This is a genomic window from Pseudomonas sp. B14(2022) (genome assembly GCF_012030485.1).
GTDB lineage: Bacteria > Pseudomonadota > Gammaproteobacteria > Pseudomonadales > Pseudomonadaceae > Aquipseudomonas.
Map to the genome: position 1 here is coordinate 316963 of NZ_JAAUVM010000002.1, position 24263 is coordinate 341225.

Annotated in this window: 21 protein-coding genes and 6 pseudogenes; 15 read left to right on the forward strand and 12 right to left on the reverse strand. The window is 52.6% G+C overall.

All coding sequences use genetic code 11. The features are described 5' to 3' along the window. Positions 1–134: 134 nt before the first annotated feature. Both HCF10_RS04915 and HCF10_RS04920 read right to left on the reverse strand, forming a co-directional pair. A pseudogene (locus HCF10_RS04915) lies at positions 135–728 on the reverse strand (methyl-accepting chemotaxis protein); the annotation flags it as partial. Positions 729–732: 4 nt separating this feature from the next. Beyond that, positions 733–1026: pseudogene (locus HCF10_RS04920) on the reverse strand (PLP-dependent transferase); the annotation flags it as partial. A gap of 615 nt (positions 1027–1641) precedes the next feature. On the opposite strand from HCF10_RS04920, the gene HCF10_RS04925 reads away from it, so the two are divergent. From HCF10_RS04925 to HCF10_RS04960, 8 genes are all read left to right on the forward strand, one after another. Then, positions 1642–3252, forward strand: a complete 1611-nt coding sequence (locus HCF10_RS04925) for a sigma-54 interaction domain-containing protein (RefSeq protein WP_159994983.1) — start codon at positions 1642–1644, stop codon at positions 3250–3252. Between the two features lie 300 nt (positions 3253–3552). Then, positions 3553–4686, forward strand: coding sequence for an acyl-CoA dehydrogenase family protein (locus HCF10_RS04930; protein WP_159994981.1), 1134 nt, complete (start codon positions 3553–3555; stop codon positions 4684–4686). Then, positions 4683–6017 (forward strand): FAD-dependent oxidoreductase, encoded by a 1335-nt coding sequence (locus HCF10_RS04935; RefSeq protein ID WP_159994979.1) that lies wholly within the window; start codon positions 4683–4685, stop codon positions 6015–6017. Before HCF10_RS04930 ends, HCF10_RS04935 begins: the two co-directional genes overlap by 4 nt. A 27-nt stretch (positions 6018–6044) precedes the next feature. Continuing rightward, a complete protein-coding gene (locus HCF10_RS04940; RefSeq protein WP_159994976.1) occupies positions 6045–7406 on the forward strand; it encodes an ABC transporter substrate-binding protein in 1362 nt (453 codons plus the stop codon). Positions 7407–7415: 9 nt separating this feature from the next. Then, positions 7416–8270 (forward strand): nitrate ABC transporter permease, encoded by an 855-nt coding sequence (gene ntrB, locus HCF10_RS04945; RefSeq protein WP_159994974.1) that lies wholly within the window; start codon positions 7416–7418, stop codon positions 8268–8270. Continuing rightward, on the forward strand, positions 8260–9174 hold the full coding sequence (locus HCF10_RS04950) for an ABC transporter ATP-binding protein (RefSeq protein ID WP_167654974.1): 915 nt from the start codon (positions 8260–8262) through the stop codon (positions 9172–9174). The genes ntrB and HCF10_RS04950 overlap by 11 nt, the downstream gene beginning before the upstream one ends. 105 nt (positions 9175–9279) lie before the next feature. Then, the gene (locus HCF10_RS04955; protein WP_167654975.1) at positions 9280–10095 is read left to right on the forward strand and encodes a sulfite exporter TauE/SafE family protein; all 816 of its coding nucleotides are present in this window, start codon (positions 9280–9282) and stop codon (positions 10093–10095) included. A gap of 11 nt (positions 10096–10106) precedes the next feature. Next, on the forward strand, positions 10107–10970 hold the full coding sequence (locus tag HCF10_RS04960; RefSeq protein ID WP_159994968.1) for an MBL fold metallo-hydrolase: 864 nt from the start codon (positions 10107–10109) through the stop codon (positions 10968–10970). Positions 10971–11135: 165 nt separating this feature from the next. On the opposite strand, the gene HCF10_RS04965 is transcribed toward HCF10_RS04960, so the two are convergent. Further along, positions 11136–12413, reverse strand: coding sequence for an O-acetylhomoserine aminocarboxypropyltransferase/cysteine synthase family protein (locus HCF10_RS04965; RefSeq protein ID WP_167654976.1), 1278 nt, complete (start codon positions 12411–12413; stop codon positions 11136–11138). A gap of 461 nt (positions 12414–12874) precedes the next feature. On the opposite strand from HCF10_RS04965, the gene HCF10_RS04970 reads away from it, so the two are divergent. The 5 genes and pseudogenes from HCF10_RS04970 to HCF10_RS31180 form a co-directional block, all read left to right on the forward strand. Beyond that, positions 12875–13417: an OsmC family protein gene (locus HCF10_RS04970; RefSeq protein ID WP_167654977.1), complete on the forward strand. Its 543-nt coding sequence runs from the start codon at positions 12875–12877 to the stop codon at positions 13415–13417. A 25-nt stretch (positions 13418–13442) separates the two neighbouring features. Then, positions 13443–13892 (forward strand): cyanase, encoded by a 450-nt coding sequence (cynS, locus tag HCF10_RS04975; protein WP_159994962.1) that lies wholly within the window; start codon positions 13443–13445, stop codon positions 13890–13892. A 774-nt stretch (positions 13893–14666) separates the two neighbouring features. Then, positions 14667–14999, forward strand: coding sequence for a carboxymuconolactone decarboxylase family protein (locus tag HCF10_RS04980; protein ID WP_137204872.1), 333 nt, complete (start codon positions 14667–14669; stop codon positions 14997–14999). A gap of 151 nt (positions 15000–15150) precedes the next feature. Continuing rightward, positions 15151–15317 (forward strand): annotated as a pseudogene (locus HCF10_RS04985) (glutathione-disulfide reductase); the annotation flags it as partial. A 242-nt stretch (positions 15318–15559) separates the two neighbouring features. Continuing rightward, positions 15560–15942 (forward strand): annotated as a pseudogene (locus tag HCF10_RS31180) (glutathione-regulated potassium-efflux system protein KefC); the annotation flags it as partial. Positions 15943–15989: 47 nt separating this feature from the next. Here the strand turns inward: HCF10_RS31180 and HCF10_RS04990 are convergent. The 8 genes from HCF10_RS04990 to HCF10_RS05020 form a co-directional block, all read right to left on the reverse strand. After that, entirely contained in the window at positions 15990–16319 is a 330-nt protein-coding gene (locus HCF10_RS04990) for a thioredoxin family protein (protein ID WP_167654978.1), read from the reverse strand. Between the two features lie 71 nt (positions 16320–16390). Beyond that, positions 16391–17086, reverse strand: coding sequence for a DsbA family oxidoreductase (locus HCF10_RS04995; protein ID WP_167654979.1), 696 nt, complete (start codon positions 17084–17086; stop codon positions 16391–16393). Between the two features lie 277 nt (positions 17087–17363). Then, positions 17364–17720 carry a TetR/AcrR family transcriptional regulator gene (locus tag HCF10_RS31185; RefSeq protein WP_237235006.1) on the reverse strand — a complete coding sequence of 119 codons (357 nt, stop codon included), beginning with the start codon at positions 17718–17720 and terminating at the stop codon, positions 17364–17366. 223 nt (positions 17721–17943) lie between these two features. Then, on the reverse strand, positions 17944–18120 hold the full coding sequence (locus tag HCF10_RS31910) for a hypothetical protein (protein WP_237234982.1): 177 nt from the start codon (positions 18118–18120) through the stop codon (positions 17944–17946). Between the two features lie 33 nt (positions 18121–18153). Then, positions 18154–18375 carry an SDR family oxidoreductase gene (locus HCF10_RS31915; RefSeq protein WP_257792322.1) on the reverse strand — a complete coding sequence of 74 codons (222 nt, stop codon included), beginning with the start codon at positions 18373–18375 and terminating at the stop codon, positions 18154–18156. Positions 18376–18462: 87 nt separating this feature from the next. Next, positions 18463–19017 carry an OsmC family protein gene (locus HCF10_RS05010; protein ID WP_159994956.1) on the reverse strand — a complete coding sequence of 185 codons (555 nt, stop codon included), beginning with the start codon at positions 19015–19017 and terminating at the stop codon, positions 18463–18465. A gap of 371 nt (positions 19018–19388) precedes the next feature. After that, positions 19389–19952: a TetR/AcrR family transcriptional regulator gene (locus HCF10_RS05015; RefSeq protein WP_167654980.1), complete on the reverse strand. Its 564-nt coding sequence runs from the start codon at positions 19950–19952 to the stop codon at positions 19389–19391. A 107-nt stretch (positions 19953–20059) separates the two neighbouring features. Then, a complete protein-coding gene (locus tag HCF10_RS05020; RefSeq protein ID WP_159994952.1) occupies positions 20060–21544 on the reverse strand; it encodes an amino acid permease in 1485 nt (494 codons plus the stop codon). A gap of 387 nt (positions 21545–21931) precedes the next feature. Here HCF10_RS05020 and metC point away from each other — a divergent pair, with 387 nt between their 5' ends. Then, entirely contained in the window at positions 21932–23110 is a 1179-nt protein-coding gene (gene metC, locus HCF10_RS05025; protein ID WP_167654981.1) for a cystathionine beta-lyase, read from the forward strand. A 206-nt stretch (positions 23111–23316) separates the two neighbouring features. Here metC and HCF10_RS31200 read toward each other — a convergent pair. Continuing rightward, positions 23317–23548, reverse strand: a pseudogene (locus HCF10_RS31200) (NAD(FAD)-dependent dehydrogenase); the annotation flags it as partial. Positions 23549–23581: 33 nt separating this feature from the next. Between HCF10_RS31200 and HCF10_RS05030 the strand changes: the two are divergent. Next, positions 23582–24147 (forward strand): annotated as a pseudogene (locus tag HCF10_RS05030) (TSUP family transporter); the annotation flags it as partial. Positions 24148–24263: the final 116 nt, after the last annotated feature.

Consider the following 24263-nt stretch of genomic DNA (forward strand, 5'->3'; position numbering starts at 1 on the left):
TTCACACAGCCTGGGCTATCGCCCGTTTCAGCCGCTTCAGACTCGAGCGGGTGGCACGATGATTCGGGTGCTCTGGACAGATATTGCGCTTGAACGGTGCGAGTGATCCAGGGACGCTCAATAGACAGCGTCCTTCACTGCGTATGGAATCGGCACACCAAATCCCGCTGGTGGTCGGCGAGTCTGTTCAATCGCGTGTTGGCTTCTGATGCTTGATCCATCCCTTGTGTCACCGCCGTGGCCACTGCATCGATATTCGCGATGCTCTGCTGGATCTCATCGGCCACCGCTGATTGCTGCTCGACCGCGCTGGCGATCTGCATGTTCATCTCGGTAATCACCGAAACCGCCTCGACAATCCGGTCCAACGCCTGACTGATCTGTGCCGATTGCTGCAAGCTGTCGCAAGCCTTCGCCTGACTGACCTGCATGGCATCGACCGCCTCCTGCGTGCCTCGTTGCAATTGCTGGATAAGCCTCTGATTTTCTCCGGTGGCATTTTGCGTTTTGCGTGCCAGGCTCCTGACCTCGTCCGCGACCACAGCAAAACCTCGACCCTGCTCCCCTGCCCTGGCGGCTTCAATAGCCGCATTCAGGGCAAGCAAATTGGTCTGCTCGGCAATTCCACGGACCACCCCCAGGATTGCGCTGATATTTTCGCTCTCCGTTGCCAATTGTTGGACCGTTGCCACCGCGTGGGTTATGTCCCCTGACAGGGCTTGCACCGCGGCGGATCGCCGCCATCCCGCTGCTGAACGCCACGCCGGATTCGGCCAGCTCTAGCTCGCAAATTTTTGCCTCGAGAATCTCGACCATCGGGTTGCTCATGCGGCTGTAAATAAAACCTGGCGCCTTACCCAACACTACGTCGTACCAGACGTCGATGTCGTCATAACCATAGGCGGCGCTGACCACGATGGGCGTTTGAGTGGCATTGTAGGGATGCCTGACTTGCTCCCCGCCCCACACTGCACGGGTTCCCGAACCTGCTTTAACAAGCCCTGCGTCGTCTGGTTTTTTACTCATTAGGACTACTCGCACTGAAGGCGGTGGATGTTGCGTCACTCACCAGATCTGGCGGCCAATATAGTGAAAAATAGCACCGCCGAGAAACGATGTTGTGCCAAAGGGCCGCTTTTTTAATGGCTGTGATTGCCTGGAGCCAGGTCAATTGCAACCTTTCGTCATAAGACGGAGCACGGCGGCTGATGTAACGATCTCTCTCGACGCCTGCGTCATCGTCAACACCGCATGCTCCAAGTACGCCAGTGGACACTCTGACATCTGCATCAGGGTCTGCCCGGCCACGGCAGCCCTACCACGTTTTTTAAGGCTACTTAATATGCCCTTTAAAGTGTGTTGGCTGTTCCGCGCCGCCCTCCCGGCCCGGTCGAGTACAGAGGATGCTTCTGAATCCCAAAAGATGAATATCTGGCAGATCAGCAAATAAAATCTGACCACTGAATGATAAGGTCGAGGACAGTCTCTGAAGAGTCTGAGTCATGTAAATTCTCATGCAGTGAAAACGAAGTGAACAGTTAGAGCCAAGGACAACTTGGCAAACTGCACGCCACCTACTCGCCTTCATTTGCGGGCATGATCTGTGCATACTCCTCTCTATTGCTCGAACGGGAGACTCTGATGGCAGACGATGTGAAAAGTGAAGCGGGCAGTGGCGAGACTCCGGCTTATTGGCGCGCCCAAGAGATGTTGTTGCTTCAGCAGGTGATGGCCATTGCTGGCAAAAACTTCAGCCCCGAACTGGTTTTCAAGGAGGTCCTGCATTTGCTTTCCCAGCTTTTGGGGTTGAACCGTGGCCGCATCGTGCTCATCAATGAAGGGGAAAGATCGGGCAGCATCAAACATGCGTACGGCCTCACCCGGGATGAAATGAGTCGTGGGAAGTACGCCTTTAATGAAGGCATTACAGGTCGAGTGCTGGCGACCGGACAAATGATCATTGTCCAGGATATCGACAACGATCCTGTATTTCTGGGTCGTGTGGTGGCCAGGGAAAATCTGCCTGAGGGACAGGTTGCCTTCCTCGCTCTACCGGTCTTGATAGGCCATAAAACTGTCGGTGCCCTCGCCTGCCATCGAATCCGCCTGAGATCCAGACCGCTCGCTGACGACATCACTATTCTTCGTATCCTCACGACACTGGTGGGGCAATCACTGCATTTGCAAAGCTACATTGAAGAAAAAACCCGCGCACTTTCCATGCAGAACGATCTGCTGACCAAAGCGCTTCATGCGGACGCCACTCGCTACGGCATTGTCGGAAACGCTCCCGAATTGCTACGTGCGATTTCTGAGCTGGAGCGTGTCTCTGACGCAACGGCCAGTGTCCTGCTGCTTGGTGAATCAGGTACAGGCAAGGAGCTTTTTGCCAGGGCCCTGCATTTGGCCAGCCCACGACGTGACAAGCCCTTCATCAAGGTCAACTGCGCCGCCATCCCTGAAAGTCTCTTCGAGTCTGAATTGTTCGGCCACGAAAAAGGTGCCTTTACTGGAGCCGCAGCGATGCGTGCGGGTTGGTTCGAGCAAGCCAATGACGGCACCATATTTCTGGACGAAATCGGCGAGATGCCACTGCAGATGCAGACCAAACTACTGCGAACATTGCAGGAGGGCATCATCACCCGGCTTGGCGGGAAATCCGAGATCAAAATCAACGTTCGACTGGTCGCCGCGACCAACCGTGATCTTGCGACCGAAGTCGGCCGCGGCCAGTTCAGGCAGGACCTCTACTACCGCCTGAACGTGATCCCTATCCATCTTCCATCCCTTGCAAGTCGGCGCAGCGATATCCCTGTTCTGGCCATGCACTTCTTGAACAAGGTCAACCAGGTCAATCAGCGCAACATCAACCTGAAGGCTGATGCCATCCAGTTGCTGGAAGATCACCACTGGCCCGGCAACATCCGTGAGCTCTCGAACATGATTGAGAGAATCGTTCTTCTGGCGCAAAAATCGTCGATGAGTGCTGAAGACTTGAAACCATTTTTCAGCGCCAGCACAGAAGAGAATCTGGCGCTTTCAGGTGGACGATCAACACCCGAGTACGCTCGCGAGCCAGCGATTCCTTTCAGTTATGCCATTCGACCCTACGTATCGGCTGAGTCACATTCCGCCGAAACGCTTACCAGGGCCTTGGCCCAGGCAGGCGGTAATAAATCCAGGGCGGCCCAGCTCCTTGGATTGACCTCTCGTCAATTCAATTACCGCATCAAGAAAATGGGCCTGGAGTAGCCCATTAAAAAACAACAGAATGTTAACAATGCTTACATTTTGTTCACGGCATCGATCACTCTGGCCGCCCTTCGCGATCCATACCCTATGAATACATTCATAACCATATGAAATATATGACTTTTTGATGTTTAAGCGTTTTTGGCACGCCCCCTGCAATTGACTCTCTATCAATGCCCTTCAAAGGAAGGGACAGGAAATGGAGAAGCCCCTCATGAACCAGAACCTCTCTTGCGAGAACAGCGAATCCATCAAACGCCGCGGTGTCTGCATGAGCGTTAATCTGCAGGAGGCCGCTCTGTGAACGTCGCACCTCGTTTTTCACAACTGACGCCTGGCGCCGAACCCACCCTCATGGAGCAGGTTCAGCAGATTTCTCGCGGCCCATTGGCCAAGCTCGCGAACACCATTGATCATGATGGCTACTATCCGCTCGACGTGATGGGCGATCTGGGTGCCAGCGGTGCCTTGGGCATCCACTTGAACCGCTACGGCAACCGTTTTGACCTTGCACTGACGGCGATGAACGAAGTCACTCGCTCATGTGGGTCTACCGGCTTTCTGATGTGGTGTCACGACGTCTGCGGCCTGTACATGGAGCAATCCGGCAACCCTGCGCTGCTTGCCCGGCTGGACGCTCACGCCAAGGGCAAGACGTTCGGCGGCACCGCGCTTTCAAATCCGATGAAAACCTTTGCCGGTATCGAGAGCATGGTGTTCCGGGCTCGAAAGGTGCCGGGAGGCTACAAGGTTTCCGGAACGCTTCCATGGGTCAGTCACATCGCCAAGGGCCAGTATTGCGGCGCCATCGCAAAGGTCGAAAATGCCGATGGCAGCACCTCCCACGAAATCATGTTTTTGCTCGATATAGACGACACTGTCGACTTGGGAACATGCCCCGATTTCTCAGGCATGGAAGGTACGAGTACCTGGCGCGTTCAACTGCAGGATTACTTTGTCGGCGAGGACAACCTGATTGCCGATCCCGCCAAACCCTTCATTGCCAAAATCCGCTCCGCCTTCGTACTTCTACAGGCGGGCATGGCCACCGGACTGGTTGATGGCAGCATCGATTCGATTCGTGAAGTGGAGCCCGTTCTGGGCCACGTAAACCACTTTTTGCATGACCGTCAGGATCAGTTGCAAGCCGAACTCGATGAGTTGAACTCGCGGGTGGCCCGGCTTGCCCTGACGCCCTACGACGACAGCAAGGACTTCTTCATCGAAGTACTTGATGCACGCGCTCAAGGCGCCGAGCTTGCCCTGCGTGCCACGCAGTCGGCGCTGCTGCATCAGGGGGCTCGTGGGTACCTGAAAAGTGCGGCGCCGCAACGCCGTATTCGCGAAGCCCATTTCGTGGCCATCGTCACCCCGGCCATCAAACATTTGCGATGGGAAATGGCACGACTGATGAAAGAGGAAATGCCGAAATGAGCGCTTTAGTCGATACCTGGAAGCAGTTCATCTGCCGCGCCTGCGGTCTGATTTACGACGAAGAACAAGGGGACCCGGATAGCGGCCTCGTTCCCGGCACGCGGTTCGAGGACATTCCGGATGACTGGGAATGCCCGCTTTGCGGTGTCACCAAGGTCGACTTTGAGCCTTTTGTCCAACGCGAAGCCGCTCCATCCTGCGCGCCCGTTGGCCCGACGCAAGCGCCTGGAATTGTGGTCGTTGGTGCGGGCCTGGCTGGCTGGGCCGCCGTCGAAGCCATCCGTACGCTGGATGCTGAAATCCCCATCACCCTCATTAGTGCCTGCGTCGGCAATCTTTACCACAAGCCAGAACTGTCTGTAGCGCTGAGCCGAGGGATCACGGCTGATGCAATCGTTCGAGAATCCGCCAACGATGCAGCCAAGCGTTTAGGCGTGAAGCTTTATACCGAAACATTTGTGGTGGGGTTGGCGACGGGCTCGCATCAGCTTCGCACGACGCGTGGCGCCCTTCAGTACACCAAACTCATTTTGGCCCAAGGCGCAAAACCGATCCTTCCACCAGAATTCCCTGCGCACCTGTGCTGGCGCGTCAACGACCTCGCGGGTTGGAGCGGGCTCCAGATTCAACTGGCACGAGCCCCACAACGTGTAGCCATCGTCGGCGCAGGGATGATCGGGTGCGAAATGGCAGAGGACTTTGCCAAAGCCGGCCACGAAGTGACGCTGATCGACCGCCAAACCCTCCCCCTTGGCGGACTGCTGCCAACTCAAGCCGCAGAACGACTGAAAGCCAGCCAACTGAAGTGCGGAATCGATTACATCGGCGGTGTTCAGGTTGCAAAAATCACAGACCTGGGCGCTGGCGTGAAAAGCATCACCACGACCTGTGGCGTCGTCATTGAAGTGGATCACATCGTCGCGGCTATCGGCCTGGCAACCGAAAACCGGCTGGCGCGGATTGCCGGACTGGAGTTTGAACGAGGCATCAAGGTTAATCCCGCAACGCTGCGGACCAGCTCTCCCGATGTTTTTGCCCTGGGAGACTGTGTGAGTCTGGATGGCATGGCGTGCCGCTTCATCGAACCTATCGCCAAGCAGGCCCGGGCAATTGCTCATGAGGCGCTTGGCATACCCGGCGCCGCTTACGTCCACGCACAGCCCGTTATCCGACTCAAGACCCGCTCACTTCCCATTGAAATCCACGGATCGCCTCGCCCGGAAGGTGAGTGGATCGTTCTGGAAGAAGACGTCAATTACCTGGTGATGCATCAAATTGTAAATGGCCAGCCTGGCTCCTTGCTGCGCGTAGGCAGCAATAAAGCTGCGTAATCAATGGAATTTCGTGAGGGCGTCGGGATGAGCAAAACTAATATTTTTACCCCCTACTCAAGTGAGTCAAACCTGGGTGGATGCAGTTGCGGAGCCCATGCAAGCCAGGCCGATCACGTCCGGGACGAAGAAGCGTTGTCCCATGACTTTATCGAAGCGGCTGCGGTCAAGGCACTGTTCCCGAACGAGCACACTCGTCGACAATTTCTCAAGGCGGTGGGTATCAGTACCGCAATGGCGGCGATCGCATCGGTTCTGCCGCTACCGTCGCTTCAGGCCATGGCTGATGAACGCGGCCCTCTTGAGAAGAAAAACCTCAAAATCGGTTTTATCCCGATCAACTGCGCGACCCCGTTGATCATGGCTGACCCCATGGGCTTCTATAGCGAACAGGGCCTTCAAGTCAGCCTTCAAAAGACCGCAGGGTGGGCGCTGGTTCGAGACCACATGCTCAACCGCGAGCTGGATGCCTCACATTTCCTCGCCCCGATGCCACTGGCCATCTCCATGGGGCTCGGCTCTAGCCCGCAGCCCATGCGGGTTGCCACAATCCAGAACGTTAACGGCCAGGCGATTACCCTCGCGCTCAAGCATAAGGACAATCGCGATCCGAGAAACTGGAAAGGCTTCAAGTTCGCCATTCCGTTCGAATTCTCGATGCATAACTATTTGCTTCGCTATTACCTGGCCGAGCATGGACTGGACCCTGATCAAGACGTTCAGCTTCGCGTCACGCCGCCCGCAGAAATGATCGCCAACCTGAGGGCCGGCAACATCGATGGTTTTCTTGGCCCAGACCCCTTCAATCAGCGCGCGGTGTATGACGAAATCGGCTTCATCCACATTCTCTCCAAGGATATCTGGGATGGCCACCCTTGCTGTTCGTTCGGGTCGTCGCAGGCCTTTATCGAAGAAAACCCCAATACCTTTGCCGCGCTGTACAGAGCGATTCTGAAGTCTTCGACCGCCGCGAGAGACCCTGCAAACCTGCAGACCATCTCTCAGGCAATCTCGACACCGAACTACCTGAACCAGCCTGAAATCGTGATCCGTCAAGCGCTTACCGGACGTTACGCCGATGGTCTCGGGACGGTGCAGAATCAACCAGGACGCGCCGGCTTCGATCCAATGCCTTGGTACTCGATGGCCACCTGGATGCTGGTGCAGATGAAGCGCTGGGGCTACATCAAAGGCGAGATGAACTTTAACGACCTGGCTGAAAAAGTGTTCTTGATGACGGATGCCAGAAAGCAAATGGCCAACCTGTCGCTGGCTGAAGCCGATGCGGCTCCGATCAACGGGTACAAGAAGTTCTCGATCATGGGCAAGGAGTTCGACCCCACGAAGGCCACTGAATATTTGAACAGCTTTGCTATCAAGCGCAGTTGAGGAGCGATTATGAAATCGACAATCAAGTTGAAGGCAGCAATGCTGTCAGTGTGCATATTGCTGTTCATGATGATGGTGTGGCAGTTTGCAACTCAGCCCAACAAGCAAGACCTGAAGATCGCGCACGACGCTGAATACGCGATGCTGATGGGCAAGTCTGCAGATGGCGCTTCGAGCAGCGCAAATGGCGTTCCGACACCCGCTCAGTTTGCCGCGCTGGCTTACAAAAACCTGAGCGACCCTTTCTATGATCGCGGGCCCAATGACAAGGGGATCGGCATCCAGTTGGCGTACTCGCTCGCACGTGTTGGTGCAGGTTATTTCCTCGCCGCTCTGGTAGCGATACCTCTGGGATTCCTCATTGGAATGTCGCCATTGCTGTATCGCGCCCTGGATCCATTCATCCAGGTGCTCAAGCCCATTTCACCACTGGCCTGGATGCCGATTGCGCTTTACACCATCAAGGATTCGACCACGTCAGCGATTTTTGTCATTTTCATCTGTTCGGTCTGGCCGATGCTGATCAATACCGCATTCGGCGTGGCAGGTGTAAGAAGGGACTGGCTCAACGTCGCCCGTGTGCTTGAGGTGAGCCCGCTGCGCAAAGCCTTTCTGGTGATCCTCCCTGCCGCAGCGCCGACGATCATCACCGGCATGCGCATTTCCATGGGTATCGCCTGGCTGGTTATCGTCGCTGCGGAAATGCTGATCGGTGGGACAGGGATTGGCTATTTCGTCTGGAATCAATGGAACAACCTTTCACTGGGCAACGTCATCTTCGCCGTTTTAATGATTGGTGTGATCGGCATGCTCCTTGATCTCATGTTTGCTCGCCTGCAAAGGAAGGTCACTTATGCTGAATAATGAATCCAGTAACGCGCCTTTCATTAAGGTCGAAGGCCTGACCAAGCAATATCGTGCCGATCTGCCTCCGGTATTCGAGAACATCAATTTCGGCATTCAGAAGGGCGAATTTGTCTGCATCATCGGGCATTCCGGCTGCGGCAAGAGCACCATTCTCAATGTCATTGCCGGCCTGGAAGAAGCCACCAGCGGCGGTGTAATCATGGGAGGGAAAGAGATTTCAGGCCCCAGCCTTGATCGAGGCGTAGTGTTCCAGAGCCATGCGCTCCTCCCTTGGTTGACCGTGGAGGACAACATCGCCTTCGCCGTTCGCTCTCGCCATCCCGAATGGAACCGCAAACAAGTCCTGGAGCATGCAGCGAAATTCCTTGATCTTGTCGGGCTTAAATCCGCTGCGAAAAAGAAACCCAGTGAACTCTCTGGCGGCATGAAGCAGCGTGTAGGCATCGCCAGAGCATTTTCCGTCGAACCTAAAATGTTGTTGATGGATGAACCTTTCGGCGCGTTGGACGCGCTGACCCGAGGGGTGATTCAGGATGAACTGTTGAAGATCTGCGGGGCAACAAAACAGACCGTCTTCATGATCACCCACGATGTAGACGAGTCCATCCTGCTGGCCGACAAGATCATGCTGATGAGCAACGGCCCTCACGCCAAGGTCGCAGAGATAGTCATCAATACGCTACCGCGCGAGCGTAGCCGAGAGACTATCCATCATGACCCTCAGTTCTACCGGATTCGAAATCACCTGGTCGACTTCCTGGTTCGTCGCTCCAAAGAGATCCAGCAGTGCGGTTCTGCACAGAACAGTGAGCCATTGATTGTTCGCCCAGGCCTGGAAGAAAGCACGCCCCCGCCCGATCCCTCTAAAGATCAGAAACCCAAAATAAGAATGGTCAACTGACCACTTAACGATGGCCAACTTCATTCCCCATGCTGCGCCAAAACGCGGCAAGGGGAGTTCAACTCGCCTTTCTGCTCCTCGCCCCCCCGATAAAAGAAGATGGATATGATTCTCGATTTTTTGTATGGCGCAGGCGTCGGTCTTGCTCTCGGCATGACAGGCGGAGGCGGAGTTCTGGCTGTACCAGCGTTGATGATTGGGCTGGGTTACACCCTTCCCCAGGCTAAACCTGTCGCACTCATTGCCGTCGGTAGCGCGGCCTTCATTGGCTGTCTGGATGGTTTACGCAGAGGGTTGGTGAGGTACAAGGCCGCAGGGGTGATGGCCGTAGCTGGCACTTTATGCGCCCCGATTGGCTTATGGCTGGCGAAAAACCTCTCCATAACGACGTTGATGATTATCTTTTGCACGGTGCTTTTATTCATTTCAGCCAGAATGTTCAAACAGGCAGTTTCCCCCTGTAAACCTGAAACCAGGCAAGGCTCAAACCTGCTCTCGGCAAAATGCCTGGTGAACCCCTCTACGGGTCGGTTCAGGTGGACTAACCGGTGCTTCGCAAGCCTGTCATCAATCGGTGGCATCTCCGGGTTATTTAGCGGAATGCTGGGCCTGGGTGGCGGTTTCATAATCGTGCCCGGCGTTCGGCAATTCAGCAATCTCGGCATGCACGGGACTGTCGCTACGGCCTTGGCCGTTATCGCCTTCATTTCAGCCGGCACTGTAAGCGTATTCCTGATAACAGGCGGGGTCATAGAGCCCACGGCATGGCGCTTTATTGGGGCCGCCGTGGCTGGAATGCTGATCGGCCGCACACTGGCGCCAAAAGTATCGGGCAGCCTGCTGCAAATAGGGTTTTCTTTGCTGGTGTGCGCAGTGGGCGTGATGTTGCTGGTAAAGACATTGATGCCATATCTTCGCTGAGAGGTCACTGCATGCAAATGCTGGTCAAGACTTTTACCGATACGGTGACAGGCACCTTCAGCTATGTCGTCTACAGAGAAGGTCAGAAGGAGTGCGCGGTCATCGACCCAGTGCTGGGGTATGACTTCAGGTCAGGTAAAACCGACACAAAAGGTGCCGATGGAATCCTCGCTTTCATAGTCAGCCAAGGCCTGGAAGTCCAATGGCTGCTGGAAACCCATATGCATGCCGATCACTTGTCATCTTCGGCGTATATCCGCAGCAAGACAGGAGGAAAGATAGCGGCGAGCGAGAAAGTAAAAACCGTGCAAGCTGTCTTCGGAAAGATCTACAACTTTGAGCCTGAATATTACGAGGCCGACGGGCTGTTCGATTATTTCTTCAAGGACGATGAACACTTCGAAATAGCCGGCATGACAGCGATCGCAATGTATGTGCCAGGCCACACGCCTGCCGATGTCGCCTATGTTGTGAACAACCAGGCCGTCTTCGTTGGAGACACACTGTTCGCACCAGACTTGGGAACCGCCAGATGCGACTTCCCGGGCGGCGACGCAGAACAACTCTTCACGTCAGCCCAACGAATTCTCTCACTGCCAGCGGACACTCAACTCTATCTGTGCCATGACTATCCGCCAGAAGGACGAGAGCGGAAAAGTGTGGTTACCGTTCACGACCAACGCCTCCAGAACATCCATGTTCGCGAAGGCACAGATATCGCCACATTCGTGCAAGTGCGGGAGGCACGAGACGCAACTCTGGCTATGCCCAACCTGTTGTTGCCGTCACTCCAGGTAAACATCAGGGCAGGTATGCTCCCGGAGCCAGCCGAGAATGGCAAACGCTACCTGCGAATCCCTCTGGACGAGGACTAACGTTCATGCATAGCGTTCTCACGGCAGTGGCATCCGTCTGAAGCTTGACCAAGAGAGCGTCAGGGGCTCTCTCAAGCCCCGCTTTTCTCTCCGCTTTCCATCCTCAAGTTTTGCCCCGAACCGCATTCAGTTGTTCCGCGTGTAGCGCTGGGCAACTGCCTGACATCAGGCCGGAGTCGAACCCAGCGCCTGCTGCAAATCGTCGATCAGGTCTTCAATCGCCTCGATGCCTACCGACAGACGAATCATTTCTGGCTTCACCCCAGCCTTCGCTTGTTCCTGCTTGTTCATTTGCCGATGGGTAGTGGAAGCCGGATGGCAGGCAAGAGACTTAGCGTCACCGATATTGACCAGTCGCTTGAAGATTTGCAGAGCATCATAGAAGCGCACGCCTGCGTCATAACCGCCCTTCAAACCAAACGACAGAATCGCCGACGGTTTACCCTGCATGTATTTTTGCGCCAATGCGTGATGAGGATGGTCGGAGAGGCCGGCGTAGCTGACCCATTCCACTTCAGCATGGCTCTGCAGAAATTGCGCAACTTTCAGGGCATTGTCAGTGTGACGCTCCATGCGCAGCGCGAGCGTTTCTAAGCCTTGAAGCAGCAGGAACGCGTTCATGGGTGCCAGTGCCGCGCCTGTGTTGCGCAATGGCACTGTGCGCGCTCGCGCGATGAAGGCGGCGGGGCCGAACTTCTCGGTGTAGACCACACCGTGATACGCCGGCTCGGGTTGGTTGAAGCCGGGAAATTTTTCCGGGTATTGGGCCCAGGGGAAAGTGCCGCTGTCGACGATCGCTCCGCCCAGGGAGTTGCCGTGGCCGCCGATATATTTGGTCACCGAGTGCACGACAATGTCGGCGCCGAACTGGATCGGCTTGCACAGGATTGGCGTGGCCACGGTGTTGTCGACCATCAATGGCACGCCACGGGCGTGAGCGACCTGGGCCAGGGCTTCGAGGTCGATGATGTTACCCGCCGGATTGCCAATGCTTTCGCAGTATACCAGCTTGGTGTTGTCATCGATCAGTTCGGCGATGGCCTCGGCGGAGTCGTTGCAGGCGAAGCGCACATCGACGCCAAAGCTTGGCAGCAGATGGGCAAACAGGGTGTAGGTGCCGCCGTAGAGTTGCGGAGTGGTGACAATATTGTCACCGGCTCGGGTCAGGGTCTGGATCGCATAGTGGATCGCAGCGCTGCCAGCCGAGACGGCCAGGGCAGCGATACCACCTTCGAGGGCGGCCATCCGTTGCTCCAGCACATCGTTGGTAGGGTTCATGATCCGCGTGTAGATATTGCCGGGCACGTCCAGGTTGAACAGGTCGGCGCCGTGCTGGGCGTTATCGAATTCGAAGGCGACGTTCTGATAGATCGGCACGGCGACGGCCTTGGTGGTCGGATCCGACTTGAAACCGTGGTGCAGCGCGATGGTGGCGTCTTTCATGATTGTTACTGAGCTCCTTGAAGGTTGTCCCGGATTTTGTGGAAGCAGAATTTCTATTAAACCGACAATAGCTGATCTTCAAACGGGAACTTTAGCGATTTAAAAAAGCTTTTTCAGTCCCGGATCGGAATTGTCCGCTTTTTGCTGATGTTGTTAAGCACCCGATAAAACAGCTTCATCATCGTAACCTCAAGCCCAGGTCGCTGGTTCGGCAAAAAAAATGGCTGTTTTCCCCGCATTCTGACCGACGCCCTGACAGAGTTATCGCGAAAAAAACACCCATTTTGTAAACAATGTCAACAAAATGTCGACCTTGTCTCTCTACAACCATGAGTCGTTATTAAGCTAATTTTTTGATTCTATTAGCTTATTTTTTATTTACAAAGTTGGCATCTAACTTGCTGATCATCTGCTATCCATAAGGCAGCCCAGCTGCTGCGCGCCTACCCCGAGGAGTCAATATGTCCGAATCAACTACCGTCAAAGCCTACCTGCGTCCAATTGATCGTGATGGTCTGATGGCTTTCGCTGAAAAAGGTCGCAACAACCCATCCAACCAAGGTACCAACAAAGTCCATACTGTCATGCAGGGCATGTACCGCAGCCTAAGCTACGTCGGCCAGCATGAGGCAGTCGTCGTCGACGAACCTCTGCACCTGTTCGGCGAGGACACTGCACCTGCTCCGGGTGAAATCGTGTTGTCGGGTCTGGGCGGCTGCTTGGCTGTGGGCATCACCGCAGTCGCTACCTGGAAGCAAATCAAGCTGACCAAGCTGGAAATTTTCATTGAGGGGGATATCGGTAACCCTGCTGCCTGGGGTGCTGGCGGTTCAGAAAAGGAACCCGCGCAAATGGGCTTCCAGGACATCCGCGTAAAGGTATTGATTGAGGGCGATGCTACTCGCGAAGAGCTAAACGAAATCGTCAAGCACGCAAACTTCTATTCTCCAGTAGCAAACACTATGCGCAACCCGATCTCATTCAGCATCGCGCTGGCTGACTAAACCCACTTATCCAGAGAAAATCCTGATGATCACATCTCGCGAAGAAGTCACGAAACTGATTGTTTCGGCGAAAGTTGGTAAAGGCCTCAAGTGGAGTCAGATTGCCGAGGCCGTGGGCATGTCCAAAGAATGGACTACAGCAGCTTGCCTGGGTCAGATGACTTTCGATAAAGCTCAGGCTGAAACCGTCGGCAAAATACTGGGCCTCCCTGATGAAGCGGTAGCGTGGTTGCAGATCGTGCCCTACAAAGGATCTCTGCCCACTTCCGTACCTGCAGATCCGTTGATCTACCGCTGGTACGAATTGGTCAATGTCTACGGCACCACCATCAAAGAACTCATCCATGAGGAATTTGGCGACGGCATCATGAGCGCCATCGACTTCAGCATGGATATTCAACGCCAGAACGATCCCAAGGGTGATCGGGTGAATGTAGTTCTTTCGGGTAAATTTCTGCCTTACAAAAGCTACTGATTATTCGCTAGCCAAACGCCTTCTCAAGAAATTGCGAAGGCGTTTTTTTGGTGCCGCTCATGGTCGAGCATTCTATCGGGGCGACTTTATGACAACCGACCAAAACAATGAAGTGATGAATGATCTGCGTCGATACTCCTCCAGCCTGTGCTCTCTACTTTCAAAGGCGCGATCGTTGCAATTGACTGCCTATCTGCAACGGCATGAACAACGGGTCGACGGTAACCGCTTCGAATTGCGTCACAACGACACCTTGTTCAGCATGAATAGCCAGTGGTCTGCCGGCTTCGATTACTCGGTAAACCAGCAGAAGCTCTACGCGAAAGGAAGGCCTCGACGTATGAGGTCATGAAGAGTTGTGCGGCGTGAAAGCAATACTAAGCTTGACCAATATTTCCGGAAGGTGATAAGCCTGGTAGGTAACAGCATCTGTACCCCTTAGAAAAACCTAACTACTAGCCGGGCCCCACTGGCCCGAAACATCGGCTATAGGAAAATGGCTCTACACGGCACCCACTGCTGGACATTGCCTCTTTCGATGGAATTGGCGTATTCGTTCTGGATCATAGTTTATGGCAGTCCCGAAGGTCGCCATGGAATCGTCATAACGCCTATTTTTTGGACTCCCATTCCTACTCGTGGGAACTCCCCTTTCATCTGCGCAAGTCGCTTTAGTGAGTCCTTGCAAATCCTACCAACTGGATGGTAGGCTTTGCATCGAATTCACAACTCTTTCCGCAACCTAATAGGGCATCGCGCCCAAGTGAGTATCCCATGCAAGATTGGAAGCAAACTCGTAAAGACATCACCACCCGCTTGGTGCAACTCAATGGCCTGTCACCGGAGACCATGAAAGGTGTGACTTCGTTGGGCAATGCCGGAGCAAAAACAAACCATCTTGACGCCAAAACTCGTGAACTGATTTCGCTCGCTGTAGCGGTGACCACCCGCTGTGACGGCTGCATTGCTTTCCACGCTGCTGAGGCCAAAAAGCTAGGTGTAACAACTGAAGAGGTCTCAGAAGCTTTGGGCGTAGCGATCAACATGAACGCTGGTGCTGCATTGGTTTACAGCACTCACGTTTTGGATGCATTCGACAAGTCTTAATACACGGCAGTGCGGAAATATCAGTAAAATTGGAAGCCTAGCCTTCCCGCCCCGCCAATCAACTGCAAGAAGTTTCTCAAGCCCTACAGGCTGTCCCGCACGCCATTAGCCAACCGCTCGTTGTGCTGATGGCCTGTTGAGGAGAATGAAAATCACCTGCGATTTTGACCTTTATATCATTAACGCCGGTTCCGGTGGTGTACGGGCTACTCGCTTTGCGGCCGGTTTTGACGCGAAAGTGGCTGCCGCTGCATGGGCGGCACCTATGTGAACCTCGGCTGCGTCCCGAAGAAGTTGCTGATCTACGGCGCACACTTCTGAGCATGCGCCCCCTTCAGCTTCGATTGGTCGAACGCGGTTCATCCTTCCGACAACTGCTGGAAAGAACGCGTATGAGCGAAGCATTGGAAGGCCTAGCTGACGCCGAGCTACCACTTGTGATACTGGCAGAAAGACTGGGCCATACAGAGCCCTGCGCGTTTTCGCATGTTGTCCAGAGCTACTTCGTTAAAGTGGTCGCGGTAGGGACGGCAGTTACCTGCCGCCCCCGCACAGATCTGAACCTAACTCTGACTCGGCTGGCCCAAGAGCATTTTCCTTCCCTGAAGGTAAGGTGCGCTCGCGATATGGGTAACATCATTGCCCTACGCCAAATAGGCATGGAGGCAGTCGAGCGGGAGACTTTTGAGAGCGCTTTGTCCCTTGGAAGTAAAGCACTGGAAAAACTGGGCGTCGGGCACCATGAAGCCCGTGAGCGCGCGGATCGATTCCGTCGCCTGAATCTGGAGATGCTGAGGAAATGGTCACGCAGCCCTCGGATGAGACCGAGTTCTAGCACGACGCCTACAAACGGGCCAACGCCCTACTAACGGAAATCTTCAATGAAGATACAGCTTATCTGATCAATAGCTGGCCGGAGCAAAGTCGAGCCAAGGCGGAGAAGAAAAATAGCCAGCGAAAATCGAAAGAATTAAAGCCATTCAAATCGACCTACAAAACGTCCTTTAAACCAGCCAAGATTGCTATCTTCAAAGCGGCAAGCGATCGAGAGTCGGCCAGAACCAAACGTAACCGCCCTTCGTGAAAAATCGCCAAGGATGGCACTGATCGTATGCCGTACATCTGGGAAATCGTCGGCGAAACCGCCACATCAATTTTTCCGAAGGCAGCGCGAGAATACAGCTTGCCTGCGAGGTCGTGAAAGACCGGCTTCATTACCTGGCATGGCTTGCACCAAGACGCCGAAAACAGTACGACGCTGCTGCCTTTTGCAACAAATCTGGCGAACTGTTCGGCTCTCAAGTCTACGATACGGCTCATTTGCACCTCATCCACAACGCTACTTCAAGTTTAGAGATGGCAGCACCACAGGTGCTGCGAAGTCTCTATCATCAATTACATCCATCAAGACCACAGACTTGACCACTGAACGACTCATCCTCACCCGTTGATTCCAAATACATTTGATTCAATGCTTGGAGAAAAGCCTCTTGGGGCTGAGCTCCCGAAACTGAAAACGAATTGTTGAAAACAAAAAAAGGAACGCCTGAGCCGAATTGGGCCGCCGCGCGCTCGTCCTGTTGCATCTGAAAGCGCAGATCTTGGGATGACCACGCGAGTACAACTGACTCATCAGATACCCCTACAGACTTTGCTATCGCCTCTAAACTTTTCCTGTCAAAGAGCGATTTACCCTGAGTGGTACTTTGCTCATAGAGCGCTTCCACCAAGTACTTTTTCAGGGTTTCATCTTCGACTGCTTTGACTAATACGTGCGCATCCGCAGTATCACCAAACAGCATGGTTTCGAAACGATAATCAAGTCCCGAAGATTGGCCATATTGCTTCACCGCACTCATCATAGTTACAGCAGAGACCGGACTACCCAATTTACGTTTTAGGGCTCCAACCATAGGCTCAGCAACATGGCTCGGGGCAAGACGATACGCTCTTACATTGACTTGAACACTGTCTTTGTACGGGAAGCTTGCAAGCGCATTTTCGAAACGACGCTTCGCCACCCAGCACCAAGGACAGACGTAATCAGACCAAATATCAACTACAAATTTTTTAGAAACGCAGCTCATAAATCACTCGACATTGAAAGAAATTGAAGACATTGCTACCTATTGAGCAGAAGCCAAGAGACTGATCTAAAATCAACCTATATGGTAGCGACCAGAATATTTTAGTATATGACACCACTTCAAAACTGATCGCTCTAGCCACTTAATCAAATAGTTAAACCCTACCAAGCGCTCAACTGATCTGCCTATTGTCCATTCAATGAGACTTACACCTTCTAACGCGCTCAACAGCATGAACACGTAGTCTTCAGGTGGCATAGGCTAACCACGCGTTTTTTCAGAGCTGCCTCGCTGATGGCTTTCTCCAGCCATTCAAGTTGTGCCTCGAGAAAGCCTCTAGTAAGCATAATCGTAGCCCAACCATTTCTTCTGCCAGCGCGCCACACAACGGTAGAAGCTCTTCACTCACACTAATGCTGAACAGGCAGTAAAACGCTCGAAGTCGCACTAGCGGATCCTGATCAGCATCTTCGATTAACCTTAAGGTAGACTGGAAGCGGCTGATAGAGTGCTTGATTAACGCCTGACCGAGACGCTCTTTGGTAGGGAAGTGATGATGAATACTGGCTTTTCTAATGCCAATCTTCGCGGCCAAATCAGCATAACTAAATGCTGAGTATCCTCTAGACCTCATCTGGTTTTCTGCGACTTTTAGCAGCGCTACTCTAGTAGTAATCGACACTGAAATCTCCAGCGGCCAGGTTTCAGCCGCGCTACACCAGAAGCTGGCTAGATGCTGCCAGTTGGGCCGAGTAAATGGCCTTTGGTAATCGTTCTAACCATTGCACTCCCCAGCACTTTTGGTGATGGAACGGAAGTCGACTTAGGCGATTGCCATCAAACAGCATTAGCTGAAGTTAGGCACGAACGGCCATGATTCCAGCATCCACGTCCCAGATAGCGCCGGTCACCCAAGACGCTTTACCCGACAGCAAGAACACAATGGTGTTGGTAGAATCTGCCGGAACACCGACTCGCCCTGGGCGGAAATCGTTCAGCGACTTCACCGCTCCTGGAATCGCCTCTTTGTCCATGAACCCTTCATAGATCGAGGTGTGAACGATCCCTTATGAGACGGCGTTGACGCGGATACCCGAGTGAGCCAATTCAATAGCCAGATTGCGTGTCAGCGCATCCAAACGTACCTTCACCATGGAGTAGGCAGAGGAACCAGCGAATGCAGCATGTGCACTGATAGAGCCGACACTCCCAATTGAGCACCCATACCACTGGTGCCACCGCCGACAAGCAGTTTTTTTGTTGAAAAAACTGCTCATTTCGTACTCCATCGAATTATTAGGCCAAAAGTTGCAACGCCAGTAGTGCTTTGCCCACTGGCGCTCTTAAGGCTTTAAAGATGCGAGGCCCGATGATTATCAGTCCTCACGAACCTCGAGGGTCGGCACCATACGGATGGCTTTCGAGAAGTTTGCGTAGTTGACCGACGTCTTAATCACATTTTTATGCAGTTCTTCCACGCGCTCACGAGGTGCGTCGGTGTGCAGGCGAATCATGACGCTCACTTCGTCGTACCCTGGGTTGACGCTATCATCGAGGCCCAAGAAACCACGCAGGTCAAGGGTACCGTCCGTCTCAATTTCCAGACTGTGGATCTTGATACCCATCATGGCGGCGTTGGCCGCATAACCTACCGACATACAGGCGTTCAGCGCCGCCATCAGCAGCTCTTGAGGGTTTGGGGCGGAATTCTGACCTAACAGTTCATTAGGCTCATCGGCGACGATTTCGAAATCACGGGGGTAGGTTTCACCGGCCAAGCTGTAGCGGCTGACTTTCGCCACAGAGCGAGTCTGGCCTTTCCACTGGGTCTTGACGTTGAAGCTCGCGTGACGCTTGCTCGCATCCTCAGCAACACCTTGAGCAAACTGCTGCAGAGCGGCCACGTCAATACCATTCAGATTATTTGTCATTAAAAAGTCCTCTATGGAACGCATTTTTGCGGTTGGATGAATATTCTACACAATCACCCTACCAACTGGATGGCTTGTTTGCAAGAGGATTTTCTTTGATCTCGTTATCCAGCCCACGTATTAACTGATGAATCACTTCTCAACCCCTGCTAAACGTAGCTCATAGCGAAGTACCGCTTGTCCGAACGGACAGACGGAGATACACCAGGAAAGGCGTATATGCACAGAAATTTTATTCTGCAGGATTGGACCAGTTGCTGAAGCAGACTGCGAAAGGTAGAAATGAGAAGCCCACCTAATAGGATGGGCAAATACAACGTGTTCAGAAAATGTTCACTACTGAAATGTCGGTAAGCTGGTCTAAACCGTGATTACGAAACGATAATACCGTTCAATATCAAATCGAACCCAGACTGGTCAACAACTGTCTCACTCAGCGCCCAAGACACAAAACTGCTGCCCTCAAGCAAGCTCAATATCGCCCGTGAAACCGCCTTGGGATTGACATCCGCCTTTATAACGTTTTCGGACTGACCCAATACGAGATTACTCTCCAACCATGCAAGATGGATTTCAAAAAATTTCCTAGTCAGCTCCTTAAGACTGTCCGGCAGAGCAGAAAGCTCAGCAGCGAGCGCACCACATAGGGGTAACATTCCATTTTTTGAGCTATCAACGAACAACTTACAAAACTCGTTCAACCGAACTACCGTATCGGAATTTTCTTCATTTATCAATTCTAGGTTCTTCTCAAATCTAAAAAGATAACTCTCAATAACGGCAATTCCAAGCCCTTCTTTTGTAGGGAAGTGATGATGAATACTCGCCTTTTTTATACCAATTTCGTCAGCCAAATCGGCATAGCTAAATGCAGCGTACCCTTTGGTGCGTAGCAATAGCTCGGCAGTGGTTAAAAGGTCAGAACGAGTACTCATAAATCTTACCTTGAATTTTTGATACATGCATATTAACTGCATCACAGAAACGGTTCAACTCAAAGCGATGAGAGCACGTCATAAACCGTGCTCTCATCGCCATTTAGCTAGACTCCTACACGATTCGAGCCATCCTCAATCTCTTCCGAGCGCACGGCTTTGGAACGGACGGCCTTCGCCCAACCCAGCATTAATGCTCCAGCGACTAACGGTATAGATAGAACAGTATATGTCCCATTAGGATAATCGAAACCCAATAGTACCAGCACTACGAGCAAGAAACCCAAGGTCAACCAAGAGGTAAACGGAGCGCCTGGCATTCTAAATGAGACCATATCGGCTTCACCTCTCTTTACCGCACGGCGGTACATTATTTGAGAAAGTACAATGAATGCCCATGTGGAAAGAATCCCCAGAGATACTAGATTAAGCAGAAGCTCAAATAGCTGGGACGGAATTAGAAAATTCAATAGTACGCCAAATACGTTGATCCCCATAGTAACCAAGATCCCCATATAGGGAACACCTTGGGTGCTCATACGTTTAAACATCTTTGGAGCAGAGCCCCCCATAGCTAGCGATCTCAATACTCGCCCAGTTGCGTACAAACCAGAGTTTAGACTAGAGAGCGCCGCAGTCATTACCACAATATTCATAACGGAGCCAATGCCAGGAATTCCCAACGCTTCAAAGAAAGTTACAAAAGGGCTGACATTAGCGCTGTAGGCCGTCCACGGCAATACAGTGACTAGCAAGAATACTGAGCCCACATAAAAAAGCCCTATCCTCCAAACCACGCCATTAATTGCTTTGGGGATGACACTTTTAGCATCTGCCGTCTCACCAGCAGCGGTTCCTACCAACTCAATACTCGCATAAGCAAAAATTACACCTTGCACGATAATGATTGCCGGCAGAAGGCCATGAGGGAAAATGCCCCCATTATCAGAGATCAAATGCAGACCCGGGATGTGCCCTGCCACCTCGTGGCCAGTAGCAAAGAAGAACGAGCCGACCACCAAGAAAATACTGATAGCTGCCACCTTAATAACAGCAAACCAAAACTCCATTTCCCCAAACCACTTGACACCGACCATATTCATCAATGTCACCACACCCAAAGCGCTAAGCGCGAATATCCACTGTGGGACATCCGAAAAAACGCTCCAGTATTTCATGTATATTGCAATAGCTGTGATGTCCACTACGCCTGTTAATGCCCAAACCAAGAAATACATCCATCCCGCTACAAAAGAGGCGCGCTCCCCCATAAACTCTCTAGTATAAGATACAAAACTCCCGCTGCTAGGACGGTGCATCACTAACTCGCCCAACGCTCTCAATATGAAAAAAGCAAAAACCCCACATACCAAATACACCACTGCAAGTGCAGGCCCGGCAATTTGAAGCCTTGCCCCTGCTCCCAAGAACAAACCAGTGCCGATAGCTCCGCCTAGTGCCATCATCTGCACATGACGTTTTTTAAGATGTTTTGAGTAGCCACTCTCATGAGAATCAAGCCAGTTCGACTTTTCTTTCAATTCGCTATCACACTGAACTGCTAAAACGGGCTGTACCTTTTGCTTTTTCATACTTCACCCAAACGATTAATTTGCAGTTGTTTTTTTTATCCCTTGCAAACTTAAATCTTTCTTCCCAGTCCCAAAGAGAAGTCACAAAGAGAGCGCCGTGCCCAACGCTATTACGGACATGAGGCATCACTCCAGGAATGTCCTAGCGCCCATAAGCACCGCTATTCGGTCGTCCAAGAGCGAAACCTCTAAGCACTGAAAACCTACCATCCACTTGGTAGCCTTGCAACATATTTTTATATGATTCGCGCAACGAACTGTTTTTAAACGGCTTTTTTTCGCATACCAACCTAGTAGTAGACTTTTAAGAAAAATAGGATTTTAATCTCGGCGACGCGCGGGAAAACACGCGACGAGCCCTCCACTACGCAAGAAACGGAAGCCAGTATGAAAAAATATAAAACCGTGCAGACCCTACTCGCCCACGCTTCTATCGAGCCCAATCAGCATCATGGCTTCGTGAATACACCGGTTTACCGGGGCTCCACGGTGGCTTTTCCTACGTCCGAATCCATGCGTGAGGGACGCCAAAAATATGCGTACGGCCGGTGGAACAACCCTTCGACGGAGGCATTGACTCTGGCCCTCGAGCAGTTGGAGGGGGCGGAAGGCACAGTTCTTTGTCCTTCAGGGCTCTCGGCTTGTACGACTGCCATACTGTCAGTGGTGGGGGCAGGAGATCACCTACTAATTGCCGACAACGTATATTCGCCGATAAGGGCTTTTTGTGAGCAGGTGGGTCGACGCCTTGGAATCGAGGTCTCATTTTACGACCCGACAATAGGTGCCGGAATCGTAGACTTCCTCAAGCCAAACACTAAAGCAATCTATACAGAATCACCTGGCTCCTTGACTCTGGAAATACAGGACATTCCTGCAATAGCCAAGGTTGCTCATGATCACAACATCCTGGTTATTGCAGACAACACTTGGGGCACCCCGCTTTACTTTCCGTCACTGGAACTTGGTGTCGATCTGTCCGTCATGGCAGCCACGAAATATATCGTCGGCCACTCCGATGCGGTTCTTGGCACTGTATCAGCCTCCAAGCGTGCGTGGGATAGCCTCAAACGATACCACTTCAACATGGGATTGTTTGCGAGTCCGGATGACGTAACCCTGGCGCTCCGAGGTATGAGGACGCTAGATGTTCGACTGGAGCGTCATTACAAAAACGCTATGATGGTCGCCAAGTGGCTGGAGACACGCGAGGAAGTGGAAGCAGTTTATTATCCTGCATTAGAGTCTCACCCTCAGCACCAATTATGGAAAAGGGATTTTAAAGGTGCGTCAGGCTTACTCTCCTTCGTTACCAAACCCTCCACACAAGCAGCCGCAGATGCACTCTTGGATAGCCTTTCATTGTTTTCAATTGGCTACTCTTGGGGAGGCTTTGAGAGCTTGGCGATGATTGCAGATCCCAACCCTGTTAGAAGTGCAACGTCCTGGGAGGTTGATGGGCACCTTGTGCGGCTGCATATTGGTCTTGAAGACCCATCTGATCTGATCGAAGACTTAGAACAAGGCTTTGCGAATTTCAACATATTACGCGGCCAATTAAAGTAAACTGACTAAATGCACAGCTCTTAATTGGGCTGTGCTTACTTTGCCGCCCGATCGCGGCATCTCAAGTTCAACACCTTCGACATTCCTCATCGATAAGACTCATTTATCTCCGTCTATAACCTGAATCCGACGATAAAGCCTTCTCACTAACCCCAACTCATTGGCTAAATCTGCTCGTGCCCCCCCTCGAACACATTAAGCACTTAGGGCGCTAGTTTTCCGCCATAGAGAAACTCCGCCAAGAAAACTTTTCCACGCTCAACCGTCAGAGGGCAGGAACCATAGCCGTTAAACACAGCTTGATACAGCTTCATTCCCAGGTAAACCAAGACGTTGTGCTACGACAGGAGCTTGTTCGCGTATGGCCGTCATGGTTTTTGTGGTATCGATCACGTCACCTAGCGCCCAGACATTGGGAAATTTGCGATGAGCCAAGGATATAAAGCAACAACTATCATATCGTCGATTTGAATCGTGGCTTCGCCGTTAGGCTTACACATGGCGCAGCGCATTCCTAACAAGCCTCTCGCACTCGTCTTTTCGTTGGTGCTGATGTACACAAGCGTGCGCATGTTGCGCTATGCAAGTCGGGAAATCCGTAATGGCGGTTCAGCTCCGCGACGGGAGGTTTTACCCTGCGTACTTAATCCGGCAAAGGGCCGGTTACGTTGGACGTTGCCGTGTGCTCGAGTATTGGCGTTAACCGGTTTCATGTTGGGCTTGCTGGGTGTCGGTGGAGGATTTGTCATCATCCCGGCCCTGACGCGCTACACCAACCTGGTAATGAAAAGCATTGTCGCTACGTCTCTTGCGGTGATTGACTTGGTTTCAATCGGCGGAGTGGCTGCGGCGGCGATTAGCGGCGTAATGTATTGGCAAGCGGGGTGCCGTTCGCCGGCGGTGCGGTTAAAGGATTAATCGCGGGAAGGCAGCTAGCTCATAAGCTGGCCGTTCCTCGTTTACAACAGCCGTTCTCAATCGTTGGAATGGGCGCCGCTATCATGCTGGCAGTCAGCGTACTGGGGTTCCACGTATAATTCTTAACTAAGTTCGATAGCATAAATGGTTCATACCCTTGTCGCCGATGTCACCGAAACGCCTGACCAGCATGTCTTTGGAACACAGTTCTGAAAGACTATCTTCCTGGTGGATT